At 61.2% G+C, this 18,209-nt stretch carries 13 protein-coding genes; 6 read left to right on the forward strand and 7 right to left on the reverse strand.

Going from position 1 to position 18,209, the window contains the following annotated elements:
- Window position 1: 1 nt before the first annotated feature.
- Both IY73_RS04920 and IY73_RS04925 read right to left on the reverse strand, forming a co-directional pair.
- Window positions 2–760, reverse strand: a complete 759-nt coding sequence (locus IY73_RS04920) for an ABC transporter ATP-binding protein (RefSeq protein WP_053978993.1) — start codon at window positions 758–760, stop codon at window positions 2–4.
- A gap of 1 nt (window position 761) precedes the next feature.
- Window positions 762–1,859, reverse strand: a complete 1,098-nt coding sequence (locus IY73_RS04925) for a pseudouridine synthase (protein WP_082346579.1) — start codon at window positions 1,857–1,859, stop codon at window positions 762–764.
- Window positions 1,860–2,050: 191 nt separating this feature from the next.
- On the opposite strand from IY73_RS04925, the gene IY73_RS04930 reads away from it, so the two are divergent.
- The 3 genes from IY73_RS04930 to IY73_RS04940 all read left to right on the forward strand — a co-directional run bounded on the left by IY73_RS04930 (window position 2,051) and on the right by IY73_RS04940 (window position 6,606).
- Window positions 2,051–2,950 carry a universal stress protein gene (locus IY73_RS04930; protein WP_053962115.1) on the forward strand — a complete coding sequence of 300 codons (900 nt, stop codon included), beginning with the start codon at window positions 2,051–2,053 and terminating at the stop codon, window positions 2,948–2,950.
- Window positions 2,951–3,391: 441 nt separating this feature from the next.
- Complete coding sequence (locus IY73_RS04935; RefSeq protein ID WP_053978994.1) at window positions 3,392–4,252, forward strand: L,D-transpeptidase; 861 nt, start codon at window positions 3,392–3,394, stop codon at window positions 4,250–4,252.
- A 494-nt stretch (window positions 4,253–4,746) separates the two neighbouring features.
- On the forward strand, window positions 4,747–6,606 hold the full coding sequence (locus tag IY73_RS04940; RefSeq protein ID WP_053978995.1) for a YhgE/Pip family protein: 1,860 nt from the start codon (window positions 4,747–4,749) through the stop codon (window positions 6,604–6,606).
- 122 nt (window positions 6,607–6,728) lie between these two features.
- On the opposite strand, the gene IY73_RS04945 is transcribed toward IY73_RS04940, so the two are convergent.
- Window positions 6,729–8,747, reverse strand: coding sequence for a M13 family metallopeptidase (locus IY73_RS04945; protein WP_053978996.1), 2,019 nt, complete (start codon window positions 8,745–8,747; stop codon window positions 6,729–6,731).
- 67 nt (window positions 8,748–8,814) lie between these two features.
- Here IY73_RS04945 and IY73_RS04950 point away from each other — a divergent pair, with 67 nt between their 5' ends.
- Window positions 8,815–9,732, forward strand: a complete 918-nt coding sequence (locus IY73_RS04950; RefSeq protein ID WP_082346581.1) for a glycoside hydrolase family 25 protein — start codon at window positions 8,815–8,817, stop codon at window positions 9,730–9,732.
- A gap of 48 nt (window positions 9,733–9,780) precedes the next feature.
- Here IY73_RS04950 and IY73_RS04955 read toward each other — a convergent pair whose 3' ends face one another.
- From IY73_RS04955 to trmB, 4 genes are read right to left on the reverse strand one after another with little or no spacing between them, the layout of a single operon-like run.
- Entirely contained in the window at window positions 9,781–11,484 is a 1,704-nt protein-coding gene (locus IY73_RS04955; protein ID WP_053978998.1) for a TIGR00374 family protein, read from the reverse strand.
- 53 nt (window positions 11,485–11,537) lie between these two features.
- Window positions 11,538–14,729: an MMPL family transporter gene (locus IY73_RS04960; RefSeq protein ID WP_053978999.1), complete on the reverse strand. Its 3,192-nt coding sequence runs from the start codon at window positions 14,727–14,729 to the stop codon at window positions 11,538–11,540.
- Window positions 14,722–15,471, reverse strand: a complete 750-nt coding sequence (locus IY73_RS04965) for an NYN domain-containing protein (protein WP_063665764.1) — start codon at window positions 15,469–15,471, stop codon at window positions 14,722–14,724. Before IY73_RS04965 ends, IY73_RS04960 begins: the two co-directional genes overlap by 8 nt.
- Window positions 15,461–16,369: a tRNA (guanosine(46)-N7)-methyltransferase TrmB gene (gene trmB / locus IY73_RS04970; protein ID WP_063665765.1), complete on the reverse strand. Its 909-nt coding sequence runs from the start codon at window positions 16,367–16,369 to the stop codon at window positions 15,461–15,463. Before trmB ends, IY73_RS04965 begins: the two co-directional genes overlap by 11 nt.
- 262 nt (window positions 16,370–16,631) lie before the next feature.
- On the opposite strand from trmB, the gene IY73_RS04975 reads away from it, so the two are divergent.
- Together IY73_RS04975 and IY73_RS04980 are read left to right on the forward strand one after the other, a co-directional pair.
- On the forward strand, window positions 16,632–17,336 hold the full coding sequence (locus IY73_RS04975) for a hypothetical protein (RefSeq protein WP_148417696.1): 705 nt from the start codon (window positions 16,632–16,634) through the stop codon (window positions 17,334–17,336).
- Complete coding sequence (locus IY73_RS04980) at window positions 17,326–18,153, forward strand: hypothetical protein (RefSeq protein ID WP_053979000.1); 828 nt, start codon at window positions 17,326–17,328, stop codon at window positions 18,151–18,153. The genes IY73_RS04975 and IY73_RS04980 overlap by 11 nt, the downstream gene beginning before the upstream one ends.
- Window positions 18,154–18,209 lie beyond the last annotated feature (56 nt).

The raw sequence follows: 18,209 nt of genomic DNA on the forward strand, positions 1-18,209 counted from the left end.
GTTAGCCCTCCAGGGTGCGCATGACGTCGAGGATGTCGTCGCGGGTGATGCGGGCGTTGGCACCGTGGCTGGCGTGGAGTTCGTGCACAATCCTCCCGTCGGCCAGGAAGAGGACGCGGTCGGCGTAGGCGGCGGCTTTGGCATCGTGGGTGACGATGACGACGGTTTGTTGCCAGTCGTCGACGGCGCTGCGGAGGATGGAGAGGACTTCGGCGGAGGAGTTGGAGTCCAGGTTGCCGGTGGGTTCGTCGCCGAAGATGATGTCGGGGCGGGAGACGATGGCACGGGCGCAGGCGACGCGTTGTTGTTGCCCGCCGGAGAGTTCGGAGGGTTTGTGGCTGAGCCGGTGGTCGATGCGGAGGCGCTTCACCACAGTGTCCACCCAGTCTTGGTCGAGGGTTTTGCCGGCGATGTCGGTGGGGAGGGAGATGTTTTCCCCGGCGGTGAGGGTGGGGATGAGATTGAAGGATTGGAAGATGAAGCCGATGCGTTCGCGGCGCAGCTGGGTGAGGTGATCGTCGCCGAGTTGGGTGAGGTCGATGTGGCCGACGTGGACGGTGCCGCTGGTGGGGGTGTCGAGGCCGGCGAGGCAGTGCATGAGGGTGGATTTGCCGGAGCCGGAGGGGCCCATGATGGCGGTGAAATGACCACGCGGGAAGGAGACAGTGACGCCGTCGAGAGCACGCACTTCGGTTTCTCCGGCGCCGTACACCTTGGTGATGTTGTCGGCGCGGGCGGCGGGGATGCTGCTGGTGGTCATGTCAGCTGCCTTTCATGGGTGGGAGGTAGCGGTGGTGTGGTGCGGGGGTGCCGTCGGGCCAGCGCAAGGTGCGTTCGCTGCGATAGACGCGGGTGCCGGAGTCGTGCAAGGCGGCGGGGTGGCACGCGTCAGCAGGGGAGGAGCCGGCGTCAGCCTGGTGTGGCGGGGGGAAGCTGAGCTGCGCGGCGAGGAGCTGCAGGGTACGCTGCGGGTCCTCCGGGTGGTCGGGGCTGTCTTCTGCCACTACTGGGTACAACGGATCTCCCACCAAATTCGTTCCCAAGCTGTTCATATGGACCCGCAGTTGGTGGGTTTTACCGGTGTGTGGGGTGAGCCGGTAGAGGCCGTGGTCGCCGCGGCTGTCCACCAGTTCGACGGTGGTGTGGGCGTTGGGTTTGCCAGGTTCTTCGTAGCAGTCCAGCCGGTTGCGGGAGACGACTATGCGGCTGCGGATCTCCACAGCCTGGCCATCGAGCAGGGGGAGGGTGCGGGGGCTGCGGGTGGGGTGGGGGAGGGGGGCGATGGCGAGGTAGGTCTTCTGTGTGAGGCCGTGGGAGAAGAGGGTTTGGTAGGGGCCGCGGGCGTCTTTGCGGAGGGTGAAGAGGAGGACTCCGGCGGTGAGTCGGTCGAGGCGGTGGGCTGGGGTGATGGCGGCTGCGGCGGCGGTGTCTCCGGCGGCGGCGAGCTGGCGGCGGAGTTGGACGAGGGCGGTGTGGGTGACGTAGCGGCCGCGCGGAATGGTGGGGAGGAAGTGCGGTTTGTCGATGACGAGGAGGGTGTCGTCCCGGTAGAGGATGGGCATATCGAGGGGGACGATGGGTTCATGAGCGGGGAGAGGGCGGTAGGACCAGAGGGCGAGGCCGCCGCGGGCGGGGGTGGTGGCGGTGATGGGGTGTCCGTCGTCGTCGACGATGGTGCCGGCGGCGAGTTGGGCGGCCAGGAAGTCCTGGGAGCGGTCGAAGCGTTCGAGGAGGATGCTGGCGGCAGGGCGACCTTCCCATGCGGCGGGGAGGTGTTGGGGGAGGCGGAAGCACACGGGATCTACGCCGTCTCGCAGGGGGAGCGGCCGATGCGGGGTGGGGTGGAGTGTAGTGCCCATATGTGCAGCTTACCCTGTGTGTGGGGTGGTTTTCGTCACCTCATTCGGTTTCTAAAATCCGGTGTAGCAGAGCTGGTTCGAGATCCAGAATTTGCGTGCAGTTCATTCTCGTTTTCAGGCTTTTTCGGTGGTCTTTCCTTCTAGAATTGGAGGTGTAAGAACTGAACACTGATCCCGGAAGGAGCAGCACGATGAGTGACGTACCCGTAGGCATTGTGGTGGGTGTGGATGGTTCCCCCTCCTCCCGGCTTGCAGCACAATGGGCAGCGCAGGAAGCCAAGGCCCGCGATCTGCCAGTGTTGTTGGCGGCTGCCTACATCGTTCCCCAATTCCTTTACGCGGAGGGCATGGTTCCCTCGCGTGCTATTTTTGAAGAGCTCGAAGAGCAGGCGCAGGGTTTTATTGATGAGGCTGCCGCCGCTATCCGCGAGGTCAACACCGAGGTGGAGCTCATGCAGCAGCTTCATGAAGGTAGCCCCATTTCTATGCTGTTGGAACTGTCCAAGGAAGCGGACATGGTGGTCATTGGTTCGCGAGGTTTAGGCGGTGTTGCCGGGGCGTTGCTTGGCTCGGTGTCTGCTTCGTTGGTGGGTCACGCGCACTGTCCGGTGGTGGTGGTGCGGGACGATATGGACCTTGCTCCGGAGCGTAACTGCATTGTGGTGGGCGCTGATGGGTCTCCGGTGTCGGAGCTGGCGGTGCAGATTGCCTACCAGGAAGCGGATGCACATGGGGCGGAGTTGGTGGCGGTGAATGCTTGGCTGGATCGTGCGGTGGCGTCCTCGCTGGCTGGCTTGAACTTGTCCAATCTGGATTGGGAGCAGGCTAAGGCGGAGCAGACGCAGGTGGTGCAGGAGGAGCTGGAGAAGTACGACGACGGCTACGAGAGCGTTACTCCGCAGATTGTTATCCGGCGGGAGTCCCCGGAGATGGCGCTGGCGGAGGTCGGTAAGGGTGCTCGCATGATCGTGGTGGGCTCGCATGGCCGGGGTGGTTTTACCGGTATGTTGTTGGGCTCTACGTCGCGGGCGCTGCTGCGGTTGTCGCCCGTGCCTTTGATGGTGGTGCGTGAACGGTACGTTGCCAATTAGTGGGTGGCGGAGGTTTCCTACCCCGGGGGAATTGCTGGGGTCCACCGTAGTGGGTTTACGTAGCCTTTCTACCTGGATAATTGAGGAGAGTAACGGGGCCTATCAAGGATCTACGGGCTGACCTGGGTTTCCGCTCTTAGCGTAAATTTTCGGGAACTTTCCCGTGTCTTCCTTTTGTCTGTTAAAGTGTAGCCGTGGCGTTGCGGATCGCACGTTGATGCTTGAGCCGATAGCTGTTCGCAGAGTCGCGCACCCCCCCCCATAATGACTCTGTGGACGCCAACGCCAAAGATCGCCGGTTTCGCCATCCCCCCCCCAAGCGAAACCGGCGATCGCTATTTCCGGTATTCTGGTGCCGTATCTCCTGCTATGTCCCCTGCTGGTACGCCCCCATAGTGGTGGCGCGACCCGATACCGCAGGGCGAAAGGATAATGAACCGTATGTTGACGACGAAGAAGCGTCTCAGTGCTGCTGCCCTGGCTGGGGCTGCTGCCCTCGCGATGGGCTCCCTGACACCTGCCTACGCTGGGGATTTCCCCCTTCCGCAGCCTAAGCTGCCAGGTGTGGAGAAGCCGAACTTCAAGCCCGCCACCATTGATCCGGTGCAGAACAGCACGGTGGGTGTGGGGCAGCCTATTATCATTACCTTCGATAAGGCCCCGGCGAACCGTGCCCGTATCGAGAAGTTTGTGCAGGTGGAGGTCTTTAATTCCAAGAAGGAACGCTATGACGTGCCGGGTCTCTTCCGCTGGTGGAGCCCGACGCAGCTGCGATGGCGTCCGGCCGGCTTCTGGCCTGCTCACACTACGGTGAGGGCGAAGGTGGGAGATAGTGTTCGTACCTTTAAGGTGGGCGCGCGTCATGTGGCTGTCGCGGACGACAAGACCCATATGATTACCGTCTACTCTGACGGCAAGGTCATTCGTCGGGTGCCGACGTCTATGGGTAAGGCTGGGCATGAGACCCCCAACGGCTTCTATTACATTGGCGATAAGCATCGCCATATCGTCATGGATTCCTCGACGTATGGGGTGCCGGTGACGGCACCGGAGGGCTACCGCACGGATGTGGAGTATGCGCTGCGGATGACGTACTCGGGTATTTTCTTGCACGCTGCCCCGTGGTCGGTGGGTGCGCAGGGGTCCTATGATTCTTCCCATGGCTGCCTGAATGTGTCGACGGAGAATGGGAAGTGGTTGTTCGAGAATTGGCGGAGGGGTGACGTAGTGCGCGTTATTAATTCGAAGGGAACGTTGTCGAAGTACGACGGTATGGGGGATTGGGCGCCGGGCGCCTACTAATCTGCTCTCGGTTGGTGAGGGGTCGCCCGCACCTCGTTACTGTGGAACTTAGCGTCTCCGTTGGCATGCTGCGGCGTGTCGGCGGAGACGTTTTTGTTACTTGTTTTTCTGACTGGAGTACTTGCCTGAGTTTTGGAGAATTCCCTCAATGGTAGTCAAAGGGTGGGTGAAATTGTGGCAGGTGAGCAGGTTTAGTTGAGACGTTGGGAAGTTAATCATCTGTCCAGTTTGTGAAATTGTACAAATAAACGGTTTTTCAACTTTATAAAACATAAGCTCTCTATAAGAATTATTAATGGCAACATTAACAGAATGTGATTCGCGTTTAATGAATAATCCGCAGGTCAGATACCTGTAAAACTAGAATAAAAAGATTTAGTGAGGCATACTTCAGCACGATTCATATTTAGGCACAAGGAAAACCTGATATCCGGTAGTATCCCTGGTACTGATTGCTCTTATTAAGGAACAAGAAGCCCCCCAAGGAGCCTACCGTGAGTGACATCAACGACTCCCCAACCACAAAAACCCGATTAGGGAAGCTAATCAACTGGCGGCCCAAATCCATTCTTGCCAAAATCCTCATTAGCCTACTTATCGTTCTCCCCATCGCCGGCTCAGCAGTCTACATGTGGTCCATGTGGGACCCTACCGTCTACCTCAAGCACGTCCCCATCGCCATCGTCAATGATGACCCCGGCGTCGGAGAAGACAACTTCGGCAAAGACGTCGTCGAAGGCCTCAAACAAGAGCCCTACCTCAACATCTTCCAGGTAGATGCAGACGAAGCTCGCAAGGGCCTCCGCGAAGACCGCTACCTCTTCACCATCAGTATCCCCAAAGACTTCTCCCAGAAGATCAACACAGTCATTGATCCCAAGCCCCAACAGGCCCGCATCAACATCACCTACAACGACTACAACGGCTCTGCCGGAGCCTTCCTCACCGGCGGCCTCGTCCCCCTCGTCTCACAATCCGTCACCGCCTCCATCGGTGAGGACTACGCCAAACAAGTCTTCCTGGGCCTCAACGATATCCGCGATGGCCTCATCGACGTACGCAACGGCTCCCAACAACTCGATGACGGCGCCGCCCAAATCCAGGATGGTGCCCACCAGCTGGCAGACGGTAGTGACCAACTCCTCGCCGGCACCAACGAACTCGGCGCCGGCATGAAGCAGATCTCGGGCGGCGTCGACCAACTAGTTGACATGCTCGTCCCTCTCCTCACCCAGGTAGGCCAACTCGCCCCTACCCTGAACGGCATCGGCGACGTCCTGGTGAAGTCCGGCATCCCCGACATTGTCGTGCAGGGCAAGAAGGTGCAGGAGATCGCCGCCACCCTCAACGCCAAGGACACCAACGCTCTCGTCAACCAGCTGAAAACGCTAAAAGCGGGCGCCCGGGAAGTGTCCTACAACCTCAACGACCCAAACGCTCCCTACCGCAGCGGCATGCTGCAGTTGAACGCCGGTGCCCACGAACTGGCCAACGGCACCAACGAACTGAAGGCCGGCACTAACGAACTGTATGTTGGCGTGACAGACGGTGTGGAAGACGCCCCGTTCATCAAGGACCTGGCAGCCTCCTCCGCTCAAATGGCCAGCCCCTACCTGCTGGCGGAACACAACATTCACCCCGCCCAGAAAGTGGTCGGTGACATTACCGAGAAGGCCATCGCCCCCGGTTCCTCGCTGGCTCTCGTCGTCGTCATCGGGTTCCTGCTCACCGCGGTACTGTCTATGTTCCTGCCGGTCAGTATGGGACGCCGCTACCAGAGCCGTGCCAAGGACGCCTTCCTACCGGTGTTGAAGTCCGCGGCAGTAAATAGCACTGTCGGCGTGCTGGCCATAGGCATTATGGCGGGCGTGTCGGTGGGTATCGACTGGGATCCCGCCCACGACCTGGCTATGGCCGGCGTGATTGTGGTCATTGGCATTATGGCGGGCGTGGCGTACACCTTCTACCGGATGCTCTTCGGACGCCTGGTAGGTGGCATTGCCTCCCTGGTGGTGTACATGCTGGGTCTCTTCGCCTTCGGTGGTATCTGGCCACTCAGTACCACCCCGCGGCTCTTCTCCATCATCCACCCGCTCTCGCCTATGAGCTACGCCCGCGACGCCTTCACCCTGGGTACCGACGCCATCTTCAACCGCACTTTCTGGGTGGCCATCATCGCCATGATCCTCATGTCGATTGCGTCCGTCGTCCTCAGCGGTGTGGTGCGCTACGTGCGCCTCGGTGAGCTGAAAGATCGAGAGCTGCTCATCACCAAGGCGGTGGGAAAAGCGAAAGCCCGCAAAGCCGAAAAAACTGGCCTCGGTCTTACCCCCGACCCGATGACCACCGACTAGCTATGCCGCTGGTGCGCCGGGAAGCTTCGGGTTAAGCGAGTGCACCAGCCGGCAGGTGGAGAAGAAGCCCCCGCACCAGTGTGGTTGCGGGGGCTTCTTCTGTGGTTGTCACCCAGTGGCTGCTAGCGCCAGATGCGGACGCGCTGCTCCTCCGGCAGCCACATGTCGTCACCTTCCACTACCTGGAAGGCCTGGTAGAACTGCGGAATATTGCGCACGATCTGGTTGCACCGGAACTCAGCGGGGGAGTGTGGGTCCACCGAGAGGTAGGTGATGGCCTGCTCCTTGCGGATCTTGGTGCGCCACACCGTCGCCCAGTTGTAGAAGACACGCTGCAAGCCCGTCATTCCCTCTAGTACGGGAGCATCGTTGACGTCCGCACTACCCTGCGCTTGGAGGGCAAGTTCGTAGGCCAAAAGAGCGATGGATAGGCCGCCCAGGTCGCCAATGTTTTCGCCCAAGGTGAGGGCGCCGTTGACGTGGTAGATGGCCGGGTCGAGGCCGGTAGGGGTGAGGGCGTCGTACTGTTCCACCAGCAGCTTGGTGCGTTCGGTGAAGGCAGCGCGGTCCTCGTCGGTCCACCAGTTCTCCAGGCGGCCGTCCCCGTCGTACTTGGAGCCCTGGTCGTCGAAACCGTGGCCGATCTCGTGGCCAATAACGGCCCCGATGCCACCGTAGTTAGCGGCGTCGTCGGCTTCCGCATCGAAGAAGGGAGGTTGCAAAATTGCTGCCGGGAAAACGATTTCATTCATCACCGGGTTGAAGTAGGCGTTCACGGTCTGCGGGTGCATGAACCACTCGGTGCGGTCGACGGGCTTCCCCAACTTCTGCCACTCGTAGTCGTCGAGGAAGCGGGCCAGGGTGCGGTAGTTTCCCACCAAATCCCCTGAATCCAGGTGGACAGCGCTGTAGTCGCGCCACTTGTCCGGGTAGCCCACCTTGATGGTGAACATGTCGAGTTTGGCCAGTGCCTTCTCGCGGGTGGCGGGGGTCATCCAATCCAGGGTGCGAATGGAGACTCGGTAGGCCTCCAGCAGATTCTCCACCAACTGGGTGATGGACTGCTTGTAGGCGGGCGGAAAATGGCGTTCCACGTAGACGCGGCCAATGTCCTCACCAAGCAGGTTGCTGGTGAGGGAGACGCCGCGCTTCCAACGTTCCCGCTGCTGCTCGGTGCCGGAGAGAGTGGTGCCGAAGAACTCGAAGTTGGCGCGAGAGAGGGGCTCCGTGAGCAGGGAAGCGCGGGCGTTGAGGAGGTGCCACACGGCCCAGGCGGCCAGCGTGGAAAGATCGGTGTCGGCCCAGACGGTGCTGGCCCCGGCCAGGAACTCGGGCTGGCGGACGATGACCGTATCGGCGTAATCACTAGCGGCGGGCGCGGCGACAAGGCGGAACCACTCGGTGATGGGATAGCCGGCGTAGTCCGGGTTGGCGTCGATTTCTGCAAAAGTGGTGGGGTTGTAGCGCTTTTCGGCTTCGCGGTTGGTGGCTGCATCAAGGTGGTGGTGGGCCACCGCGGTTTCGAAGGCGACGATGGCGGTGGCGGCGTCTGCCGGGGAGAGATGAGCAGTGAGGGGAACGCGACGGAGCAGCTGGGTGGTCTCCAGCATGCGGGCGACGTGCTGTTGGAATGCGGCTAGCGTGTCAGCATGCTGGGGTTCCCGGTAGTAGGACTCGTCAGGGAGGGAGAGACCGGATTGGGCAAGGTAGACAACGTAGCGGGTGGGGTCTTTAGCGTCCTGGTCGACAAAGCTGCCGAGCAGGCCGCCAACGCCGACGCACTGCAGCTCGCCCACTGCGAGGGCCAAGGCGTGGTGGTCGTTGACGTCCTGTAGGAAAGCAAGGTCGTCATCCAGCGGTGTGAGGCCCAGTGAGTTGAGACGCTCCGTATCCATGAAGGACTGGTAGAGAGCGCCGATGCGGGAGTCGGCGGGGGCGTCGTCGATGATGCTGCGGACGCGGGCGTCGGAGTCTTCGCGGAGTTGCACAAAGGCGCCGTCCAAGGGGCGGTCAGCAGGGATCTCATGGGTGGTGAGCCAGCTGCCGTTGACGTGGTGGAAGAGGTCGTCTGCGGGCCGGATGGAGGGGTCTTGTCCTTCCAGGGTGAGGCCGGAGCGGGGGGTGTCGCTGGAAATAGTCATGTAGCCAGGGTAACCGTATCGGATAATAACTGTGATAAAGCAGAGACAAAAGTTACTATTGGTAACTATGAAAACGCGATTGGTCCCCGTGTTAGCTACCCTCGGACTCTCCTCCGCACTCCTGGTAGCACCCCTCACCTCCGGCTTCAGCCTGGGACACTTCACCCTCGCCCTCGCTCCTGCCCACGCCGACACCACCACTGGAAACGGTGACGGCATTCCCACCACCACTACCGGAGCCAACGGCACCGCCGCTACCTCTGCCGGCACCGTCAGCCTGCCGGACCCGGTCGCCGTCACCGTGCAGCCCGAAGTCCCCTACGACGAGATGCCCAACGGTATCGATATCGCTTCCTGGCAGCACCCCAACGGCGCAGACGTGGATTTCAAACGCGTCCAGGCCGCCGGCTACACCTACGTGTTTGTCAAAGCTACCGAAGGCACCCACTACAAGAACGAGTACTACGTCAATGACGCCATGGCCGCACAAGGCAACGGCGTCCTCATGGGCGGCTACCACTATGCGGATGTCTCCAAAGATGCCCGTGCCCAAGCCGCCATGTTCGCGGACACTATCAGCGTGAAAGGTGGCACATCGCTGCCCCCGGTACTGGACATTGAGGAAGCGAAAGGCCTCAGCGCCGCCCAGCTTAACGTGTGGGTGCGGGCTTTCCTGCAGGAGACCTACAACCGTGTCGGCCTCAAACCCATCATCTACAGCTACCGTTCGTTCCTCATGAACCAGATGGGCAACACCCCGGACTTCTCCGGCTTCCCCCTGTGGATTGCCGACTATAACGGCTCACAAAGCCCCACTTTGCCGCTGCCAGGCGGGTGGAAGACGTGGACGTTCTGGCAGTACTCGTCCCAGACGCAGATTGACGGTGTACAGGCTCAGCGTGTGGATGCCAATAAGTTTGGCGGCACCATGCTACAGCTGCGCGTGTTTGCCGCCACCGGAGTGGTTCCCGCAGAACAGAAGTAGCGCCGCGTACGCCGCACTGGCAGGCTACTGTACGGACTACTGGGCGGACTACTGGGCGGAGTCCTGTTGCGACTCTACGTGCTGTGACGTGTCCGGCTCTGCCGCAGCGTTCTGCGAACCAGCTTTCCTAGGCACTGGCTTTTTGCGTGTAGTTTTCCGCTGGGCAGCGTTCTCGGCCGCAGCTTGCTGCGCAGCTGCCTGGTCACGCCGCTGCTTGTCGAATTTCTCCTGCACAATCCGGTGGCGAGCCCGCAGAGACCCCGTCAATGTGGTCGTATTCTCGTAGCCCAATTCCTCAGCCGTCTCGGCATAGCCGGAGACCAGCGCAGAAGTCTTTTCGGAACCACGGAACAGCACCAGCACCAGCAGCCAGCCGATCAGCACCATCAGTGCAAAGCTAATGAGGCGATACACCAGCACGGTGGCTAGCGAGTTCGCAGCCGTCAACCCGCCCAGCGTTAACGCCCAAATGAGGGTGCCGTCTACGGTACCGAAACCGCCCGGCGTCACCGGTGCAGTACCAATGATTTTGCCGGAGACATACGCAATGGCCATACCGCCCACGCTTGGCCGTGCCCCCACCGCATAGGCGGCACAGCCCATACAGGCCACATCCGCTATCCAGTTAAAGAGGGACCAGCCGAAAGACTTCAGCAGTTCTCGGCGGGAAAGCTTCACTGCCTTCATTTGCTCCATGGTGGAGTGGAGTTTGTCTAGGGCTGGTTCCGGATCTTTCCGGCGCTTCTGCTGCACCCACTGCACGATAGGGCGTAGCCGACCCTCAATAAGCTGTGGGTGACGCATCGCCCACTGCAGCACAAACAGTACCGCCACCAGGGCAATCAGAGCAGCCGTCAAGAGGTAGGGGTTGGAGGTTGTGCCCACAAAAATGAAGCCACCCAGCCCCAAAATAGTGAGGCCCACCGTGGCCAACACACCCGCCACCACCAGCTGCCAGGTGGCCACGATAGTGCTGGCCCCCAGTTTGCGAGTCTCCCGGTAGGTGAGGGCGGTGCCCAACACGGGGCCGCCGGGGATGGAACCGGAGAGGGCGTTGGAGGCGAACACGATTGCGGTGTTCTTCCAGAAGGGGGAGTGGACACCCGCAGCTCGCAGAAGGGTCCACTGCACCGCCGCGAACGACAGCATGGAGGCGAGTGAGGCTGCCACACAGGCGGCCACCCACCAATAGTTGGCGGTGCGGATGGCGGCGAAGGCCTCTTTGAGAAAAGGCGTGTGGTGGTAGAGAACGAAGAGCACCACCACCACGATGATGAGCACTACAAAGGAGCTCAACCAGCGCGGGATAGCATTCCACACTTGCTTGACGCCGTGGAAGAACCCTTTAACCTTGGTGGTGGGGCGCACCTTGGGGGGTTGCTTGCTGGCGCTGCCGGTAACGTGGGTGGAGCCATCCGCATCGGTGGCGGTATCCACATAGAAGGTGCCGGGGGTGAGGGGTTCAGGTTCCCGCTCGGAGGTGACGGCAAACGGGTCGAAGATCAGTGGGGGTGGGGGAGGTGTCCCCAGCGAGGACGTGCGGCGTGGCCGCAGCCCCGTGGCGGAGGCGGTGCTGGAGGCTGCGCTGGGTGAGGTACTGGGTGAGGTACTGGGCGCTGCAGTGCCCGTTGTGTCGGACGCTGCGTTTGTGTCGGACGCTGCACCGCATGCCGTGTCGGAGGTAGCCAGCTCAGCGGGAGTGTCAGCAGCGTCAGCAGCACCAGAGCTCGCCCCCTGCTTGCGGGGGCGCAAGGAGGGGACGTAGGGGGCCCTGAGATCGTCGAAGTCAGGGAGCTCCGAGGTGCTCAGCTCTCGTCTTCCTCTCGTAGACGGCGCATCAGTTCAGCGGTCGAGATGGGGGTGTTGTCATTACGGGTGTCGGCCCAACTGTCACTACTGTAACCGGTTTTGTCCACCAGGTCAAGGGCAGTGTCGTAGGCGGAATGTGGACTTCGCGCACGGCGGGCAGCGTCACCGCGGCCGTCCTCCAGACGGTTGATGCGCATAGCGCGACGTGATACAGGGCGCAGGCCTGGGCGGGGAGCATCAACCGCTTCGTAATCCTCTGTCTGGTAGGACTGCCGCTGAGTGTCGGTGTGCTGGAACAACTCATCGTAGTTGTCTCCCACCTGCGCTGTGGGAGCGGTGTAAGAAGTCTCGTCAATGTACGTGTAGGGGTCCTCCACCGCGCTGGCGAGGGCCGCAGCCTGGGCGGCGGCCTGTGCTTCACGCTGGGCCCGCAGCTGGGCGGCCCGCTGGGCCTGGCGAATATCTTCTACAGCCTTCCGCTGGTTGGCCCGTTTGCGGGCACGACGCCGGGCGAAGAAGCCGTGTGGCTCCTCTTCCGGTTCGGCGGCGTGGGAGGTCGGTTGGGGCTGGTCGAGCATGTCAGCCTGGTCGAGCACGCCACCTTGGCGAGAGCCGCGGCTGAAGACAGCGGAGGCACCATCGTAGCTATCAATCTCGGCTGCCGTCTTCGCGTAGCCGTCCTCCGTCACCTGTTCACCGTAATCGGCAGGGCGGGTAGCGGTGAAGGTGTGGGGCGCACTGAAACCTTCTTCGGTGGATACGTGCTGGAGCAGTGATGGGTCGATCCGGCGGGCGGAGCGCACATCACTAGCATCCGCCAGGGCGGCGGCGGAAATGCGCTTGGCATGGCCAGCCGTGCCGCCCGCGCTACCTGCAATGGCTCCAGCGGCAACAGCTGCTCCGCCAGCGGCATCGGCAGCACCCACACCCGTACTTACCAAGGCAGGCTGCTCGCGCAGGTCAGTGCCGGTGGTGAAGTCCACAAGCGCCAACGTCGGGTCGTCCAGTTCGGATTCCTTTAACCCGATCTTGTGTTGCAAGCGCTTCAGGCTGGCCGGGGCCCACCAGTTGTCGTCATCCAGCACACGCATCACGGCCGGCACCAGCAGCATGCGGACAATGGTGGCATCCAGCAAGAGGGCGATCACCATACCGAAGGCGATGTACTTCATCATGACAATCTCGGAAAATCCGAAGGCACCCGTCACCACAATCATGATGGCAGCCGCCGCCGTAATAATGCGGCCCGTGGAGGCCGTACCGAAGCGGATGGATTCCTGGGTAGTATGGCCGGCCGCGTGCGCCTCCACCATGCGAGAGACCAGGAAGATCTCGTAGTCGGTGGAGAGGCCGAAGAGGATGGCGACAATGAGCACCAGCACCGCACTCATCATGGGGCCGGGGGTGAAGTTGAGGGCGTTGGCGCCCACCCCGTCAATAAAGATGAGCGTGAGAATACCCAGCGTGGAGGCCATCGACAGCAAGGTCATGAGGATGGCTTTGATGGGCAGTACCAGCGATCCGAAGGTAAGGAACATGAGGATGGTGATGGCCACCAGCATGTAGACGGCCATACCGGGGAGGTGGCGCAGCAGTGCGTCAATGGAGTCTTTCTCCAACGCCGGGTTACCGCCCACGTAGACGTGCGAGCCGTCCATGTTGGTGCCGGCGAATGCACTGGTGCCCCCGCCTGCGTAGAGCATGTCGAGTTTCTCGCGGATGTCGGAGACCACCTTGGCGTTGTCCTTCATATCGACGACGCCAGAGTGCAGTACGGTGGTGGCTTTGCCGCTCTCGTCCACCTTGGTCTGCTTGGTGATGTGGAATTCGCCGGTGAGACCCTTCACCTGGTTAATCTCCGCCATGATGGCACCAGTTTGGACGCCGGTGGAGCCGGTGATGACCACCTTCACGGGGTTGGTGCGCATCTCCGGGAAGGTCTTGTCGAAGGCTTCCTGGGCGAGGCGGGTTTCATTATTAGGTGGCAGGTAGGTTTCGTTGATGCCGCCGAACTTCAAGTTGCCCATCGGCAGCGCCATCACCAGCATGATGAAGACCAGCGGGACGATGGTGGCGGCGGGCCGCTTCATGGCACCGCCCGAGATACGGCCCCACAGTCCGTTGTAGAGCTGCAGCGGGATGGGTTCCTTCTTGCGGGGCCCAATGTGCAGGGCGTCAATGCGTTTGCCCAGGTAGCTGAGCAGGATGGGGAGGATGGTGAGGGAAAGGATAGCTGCCTGTACCACGGCGGAAATGGTGCCGTAGGCGACGGACTTGAGGAAGGCCTGCGGGAAGATGAGCATGGAGGAGAGGGAAACACCCACCATGATGGCGGAAAAGACGACTGTCCGTCCGGCCGTCGCTACTGTTCTGGTAACGGCGGTGTGTGTGTCGAATCCTTCTGCCATCTCTTCGCGGAAGCGGCTGACGATAAAGAGGGCGTAGTCGATGGCGAGGCCCAGGCCGATGAGGGTGACGCAGGATTGGGCGAAGGCGTTCACCTCTGTCGTCATGCCAATGAGGGTGAGGATGCCGGTGGAGCCAATAATGGAGAGGCCGCCGACCAGCAGCGGGAGGAGGGCGGCGAGGACACCACCGAAGACGATAATGAGGAGCACGCCAACGATGGGCAGACCCATCAGTTCGGCACGTTTAATGTCTTTGGCCATGCCGGTGTCGAGGGCACCGGAGACAGGGGTTTGACCAGCGAGGTGTTGCGAGACGCCCTCAATGGGGATCTGCTTTTCGATCTTCCGGTAGTTCTTGAGGATGTCATTGCCCCAGCCTTTGAGCCGGATGGAGGCCATGGCATGTTTTTTGTCCTTGGTGGTCAGCATGGCCTGCTTGGTATTCCAGTAGCTGGCGATGCCGTCAATGTAGTGGGGGTTATTCTTTTCCAGCTGGTCCAGGTGGCTTTGGACTTTTGTGGCGAAGGCTTTGTCGTCCACGGTCGTCCCGGCTGGTGCGTCGTACATGACGACGATGTCGGCGGAGTTGTCGCGGCCGAAGGTGCTTTCTTCGATCTCAGCGGCCTTGATGGAGTCGCTACCTGGGTCGAACCAGCCGGACTGGCTGAGGTAGTCGGGGAGTCGCTGACCCACAATGCCGAGAGCACTGACCAGCACGATCATGACGGCGAGGACGAGCTTCCGGTGGCGCTGAATGAAGTCGCCCCATTTGCTAAACATGCAGTGTCTCCTTGGCATGCGGGTCGTCGGTGGCGGTGGCGCGGCTGGCACGGGTGTTTGCGGAGTCGCGTTCGGATACTACCGAGTCGCTGCGGTCGGTGGAGCGGTTGAGGAGGGCGCGGAGCGGCCGGAAGGGCTGCAGCCAGGCACCTCCGCTGGGGAGGTGCTCCAGGTCAATGCGGGGGAGGGGTTGTTGGAAGAGTCCGTTAACGTCTTCTACATCCACAAAGGTGAGGTTGGGGTCTTCCATTGCCCAGGTGCATTCTTCGGCAAAGCCGAGCACGATGGCGCGGATACCTTTGGTGGCCAGGTCAGCGAGGGTGGCTTGGAAGTTCCGGCCGTCGGCGGAGGCGACGACAACGAGTTTGAGGTTGCCTTCGGAGAGGCGGAGGGAGAGGTGCTCCAGCATGTTGTCGTCGACGTCGCTGTCGGCGGTTTCTTTGGGTTTGGCGAAGACGGAGAAGCCGATGTTGCGGAGGGCGTCGATCCAGGAGTGGATGCCGTCGACGTTGGCTTCGTTGACGTTGGTGAAGAGGGTGGCTTCGCAGATGATGCTGTCGGGGTCGAGGCCAGTGTCGGTGGCAAGCTGGGTGGCTTGCTGGAGGAGCCAGAGGCCGGCGGCGTCGAAGCGCGGGCGTTGGTAGCTGTTGGGGCGTCCGCCAACGATGGCAGAGAGCCCCATGTCCATGTTGGGGGCGTCCCAGATAAGGAGGGCGCGCGGGCTGGGGGCGCTACTGCTCATGCATGTCTCCTTCGCTGCCGGTAGTGCCGGCGGAGTCGGTGCTGCCAGTGGAGTCGGCGCTGCTGGTGCTGCCAGTGCTACTGGTACTGTCGGCGGGGCGCTGCCAAATAAATTCGTGGATGACGCGCCCCTCGCGCAGGCCTTTGCCTTCAAATTTAGTCATGGGGCGCTGCAGACTCATGGGTGCGGTGGTGGCGAGTCCTTCTTGACGACGGATGAGCGCGGGGCAGGCATCGCCAGTTTCTTCAATAAACTCGGCGTAGTCGGCATGGTCGGTAGCGATGTGGAGAATACCGCCGGGCTTGAGCACGCTGGCGATGAGTTCGAAGGTGCCGGGTTGGAGCAGACGTCGCTTATGGTGGCGGGCTTTGGGCCAGGGGTCGGGGAAGAAGACGCGGACGCCGTCCAGATAATCGCTGGGAAGCATGCTGTCCATGATGTCGACGGCGTCGCCACGGAGGAGACGGATGTTGGGGATGTTTTCGCGTACCATGCGGGCGAGAAGCTGTGCCATGCCGGGTTTGTAGACCTCAAGGGCGAGAACATTGGTGGCGGGCTCTTCTTTAGCCATGGCACTAGTAGAGGTGCCAGTGCCGAAGCCAATTTCGAGGATGGTGGTGGCGGGGCGGCCAAACCAGGTGTCGATGTCAGCAGGGGTGAGACGCTCGTCGCTGGCGTCTTTGCCGAGGGTGGGGAAGTACTCGTCCCAGATTGCCTGTTTCGCATCGGAAATGGCGCCTTTGCGTGCGCGGAAGGCCGTCACCCGCGGGTAGAGGCGAGAGGAAGAGTCGCGCTTGGCGTTGTGAGCGCGCTTTTCTGCGGCGAGGGCCTCACGGTAGGCAGGGTCGTTCCAGCGCGGGTTGCGCGTGGAGGTGGTGGGTTCTGCGCTAGTAGTCACCTATTTATCGTCCCTTGTTTGGGCAAAAATGTCACTTTTTGCTGCGGCTATGTCAGATTTTGCTGCGGCTATGTCAGTTTTTGTGGGGGTGATGTGGCCGTGAGAGGCGGCGATACGCCGATAAGACAGTCGAAAAAACTCTTTTAATTTATTGTTAGGCCGATTTTCCGGCTCTGAACTGCACTTTTAAAGAAGTACTGGAAATGTAGCTCCCCACAAGCAGACCACAGTTCGGCACACTTAGCACTCGAAAGGAGGGTCCATGCCCGCACCGTCACCTCAACAGGCTGTATCTGCTGCTCAGCTACCTTTGCCGGCACGTCCGCTGGCGCGGTCGCTGTTGCTGTCACTGCAGTCGCTGCCCGGCCTTACCGATGAAGATCGAACCACAGGTTGGGCGGCCGCGTTGTTTACGGTATGTACACGCCCTTCTCTTATTGCGATTACTGGGGATGGTTTTGGTGTCACTCCACCAGCGAATGGTCCTCGCACGCAGGAGCCAGTTGTGGTGGTCGCCGAATGCCTGCAGAAGCACCTTGCTCCTCTTCTGGCATCCCAACAGCCTACTGAGGTGGTGGCCGGCTACCAGGGGGAGAACCCCATCATGGTACCGGCGTTGTCCTTGACCCTTCAGTGCGTGCCAGCGGGAACCTTCGCATCCGGCGTATTTGGTCTGTGGCAGTTGGGTGGGAAAAACCTCACTCCCCTGCAACGGGTGGGTGAATGGCCGGATGTGGTGGTGCAAGTGGGAGTTGCGGCAACGCTACCCCAGCGTTATCCGGTTCCGCTGGTGTTGGCCCCAGTGGACTGGTCCGATCCCGACGCTGCTGCCCACACGCTGGCGGAGCAGTGCGCACAGGAACTCGTTGCCGAGCGCTGTGTGCAGTTGGCGATGAATGTGGCAGCCGGCTGTGGTTTTCACTCGGAGGCCCTCGAACTGATGATGCGGAGGTTTGGTGGCAAGTGATCTTTGGGTGCACACCTGCGCCTATCTCGAAAAGCATTACCGTAAGAAACGCGATGAAAACTTGGGCGTGCAGCGTGTCCAGGTGCGGACCGCCATTGACCGGTGGATTCAGGATGTCCTGCAGCCCGGAGAGAACCCGGTAGAGCAGTGGCGGCAACGCTCCTATGAGTCGATGACGCTGCTGCAACTCACCATTGCCGACCTGGTGGCGCCCCGGCAGCGGGATACCATCTCGCAGGACCTTCTCGCCACCGTTGATGAGGTGGCCGGTCGGCAGAGCGAGTTGACCAGTGGGGTGCCCACTATCGCGCTTGATGTGGTGGCACCCTCCGTTCTCTCCCTCGCTGCCGGCATTGGCGTGGTCCGCGGTGCCGTGTTTGTCCTGGATTACTCCGGGGTGAGCCTGCGCGGCTCCTGGTGGATCCTGGCCGCTATCGTCGTGGGACTCATGTTTATGGGCATCGTGGCGATGCTGCGTTATCGCCAACACGAAGAGAAGATTCAGAGCCTGCTCATCACTGGGGTGCGCAGCGAGATGAATCGCTGCGTAGAGGAGCTTATGGCGAAGTGGTTCTTCTCTGGCGCTCCCTTCGATGCGATGCGGAACAAGAAGTCTGCAGAGGACGACGAGGCTACCTCCGATACTGACCGTCCTCTCGCCGTCGACTGTGTGTGGACTGCGACAGGAACCACTATTTCCGATCTCGTACCCCGCCGCGTGGCCCTGGTCTTGGGTCACGACAGCGATGCCAGCGTGTTAACCAACTCAGACACTGCCGAGACGCTGATGGCATCCGCTGAGGAGACACGCGCGTGACCCCCTCAGTCCCCAAACCCCTCAGTCTCCAAACATTTCCACAGAAAGTAGAACAC

This window comes from Lawsonella clevelandensis (assembly GCF_001293125.1).
In the GTDB taxonomy this organism is placed as follows: domain Bacteria; phylum Actinomycetota; class Actinomycetes; order Mycobacteriales; family Mycobacteriaceae; genus Lawsonella; species Lawsonella clevelandensis.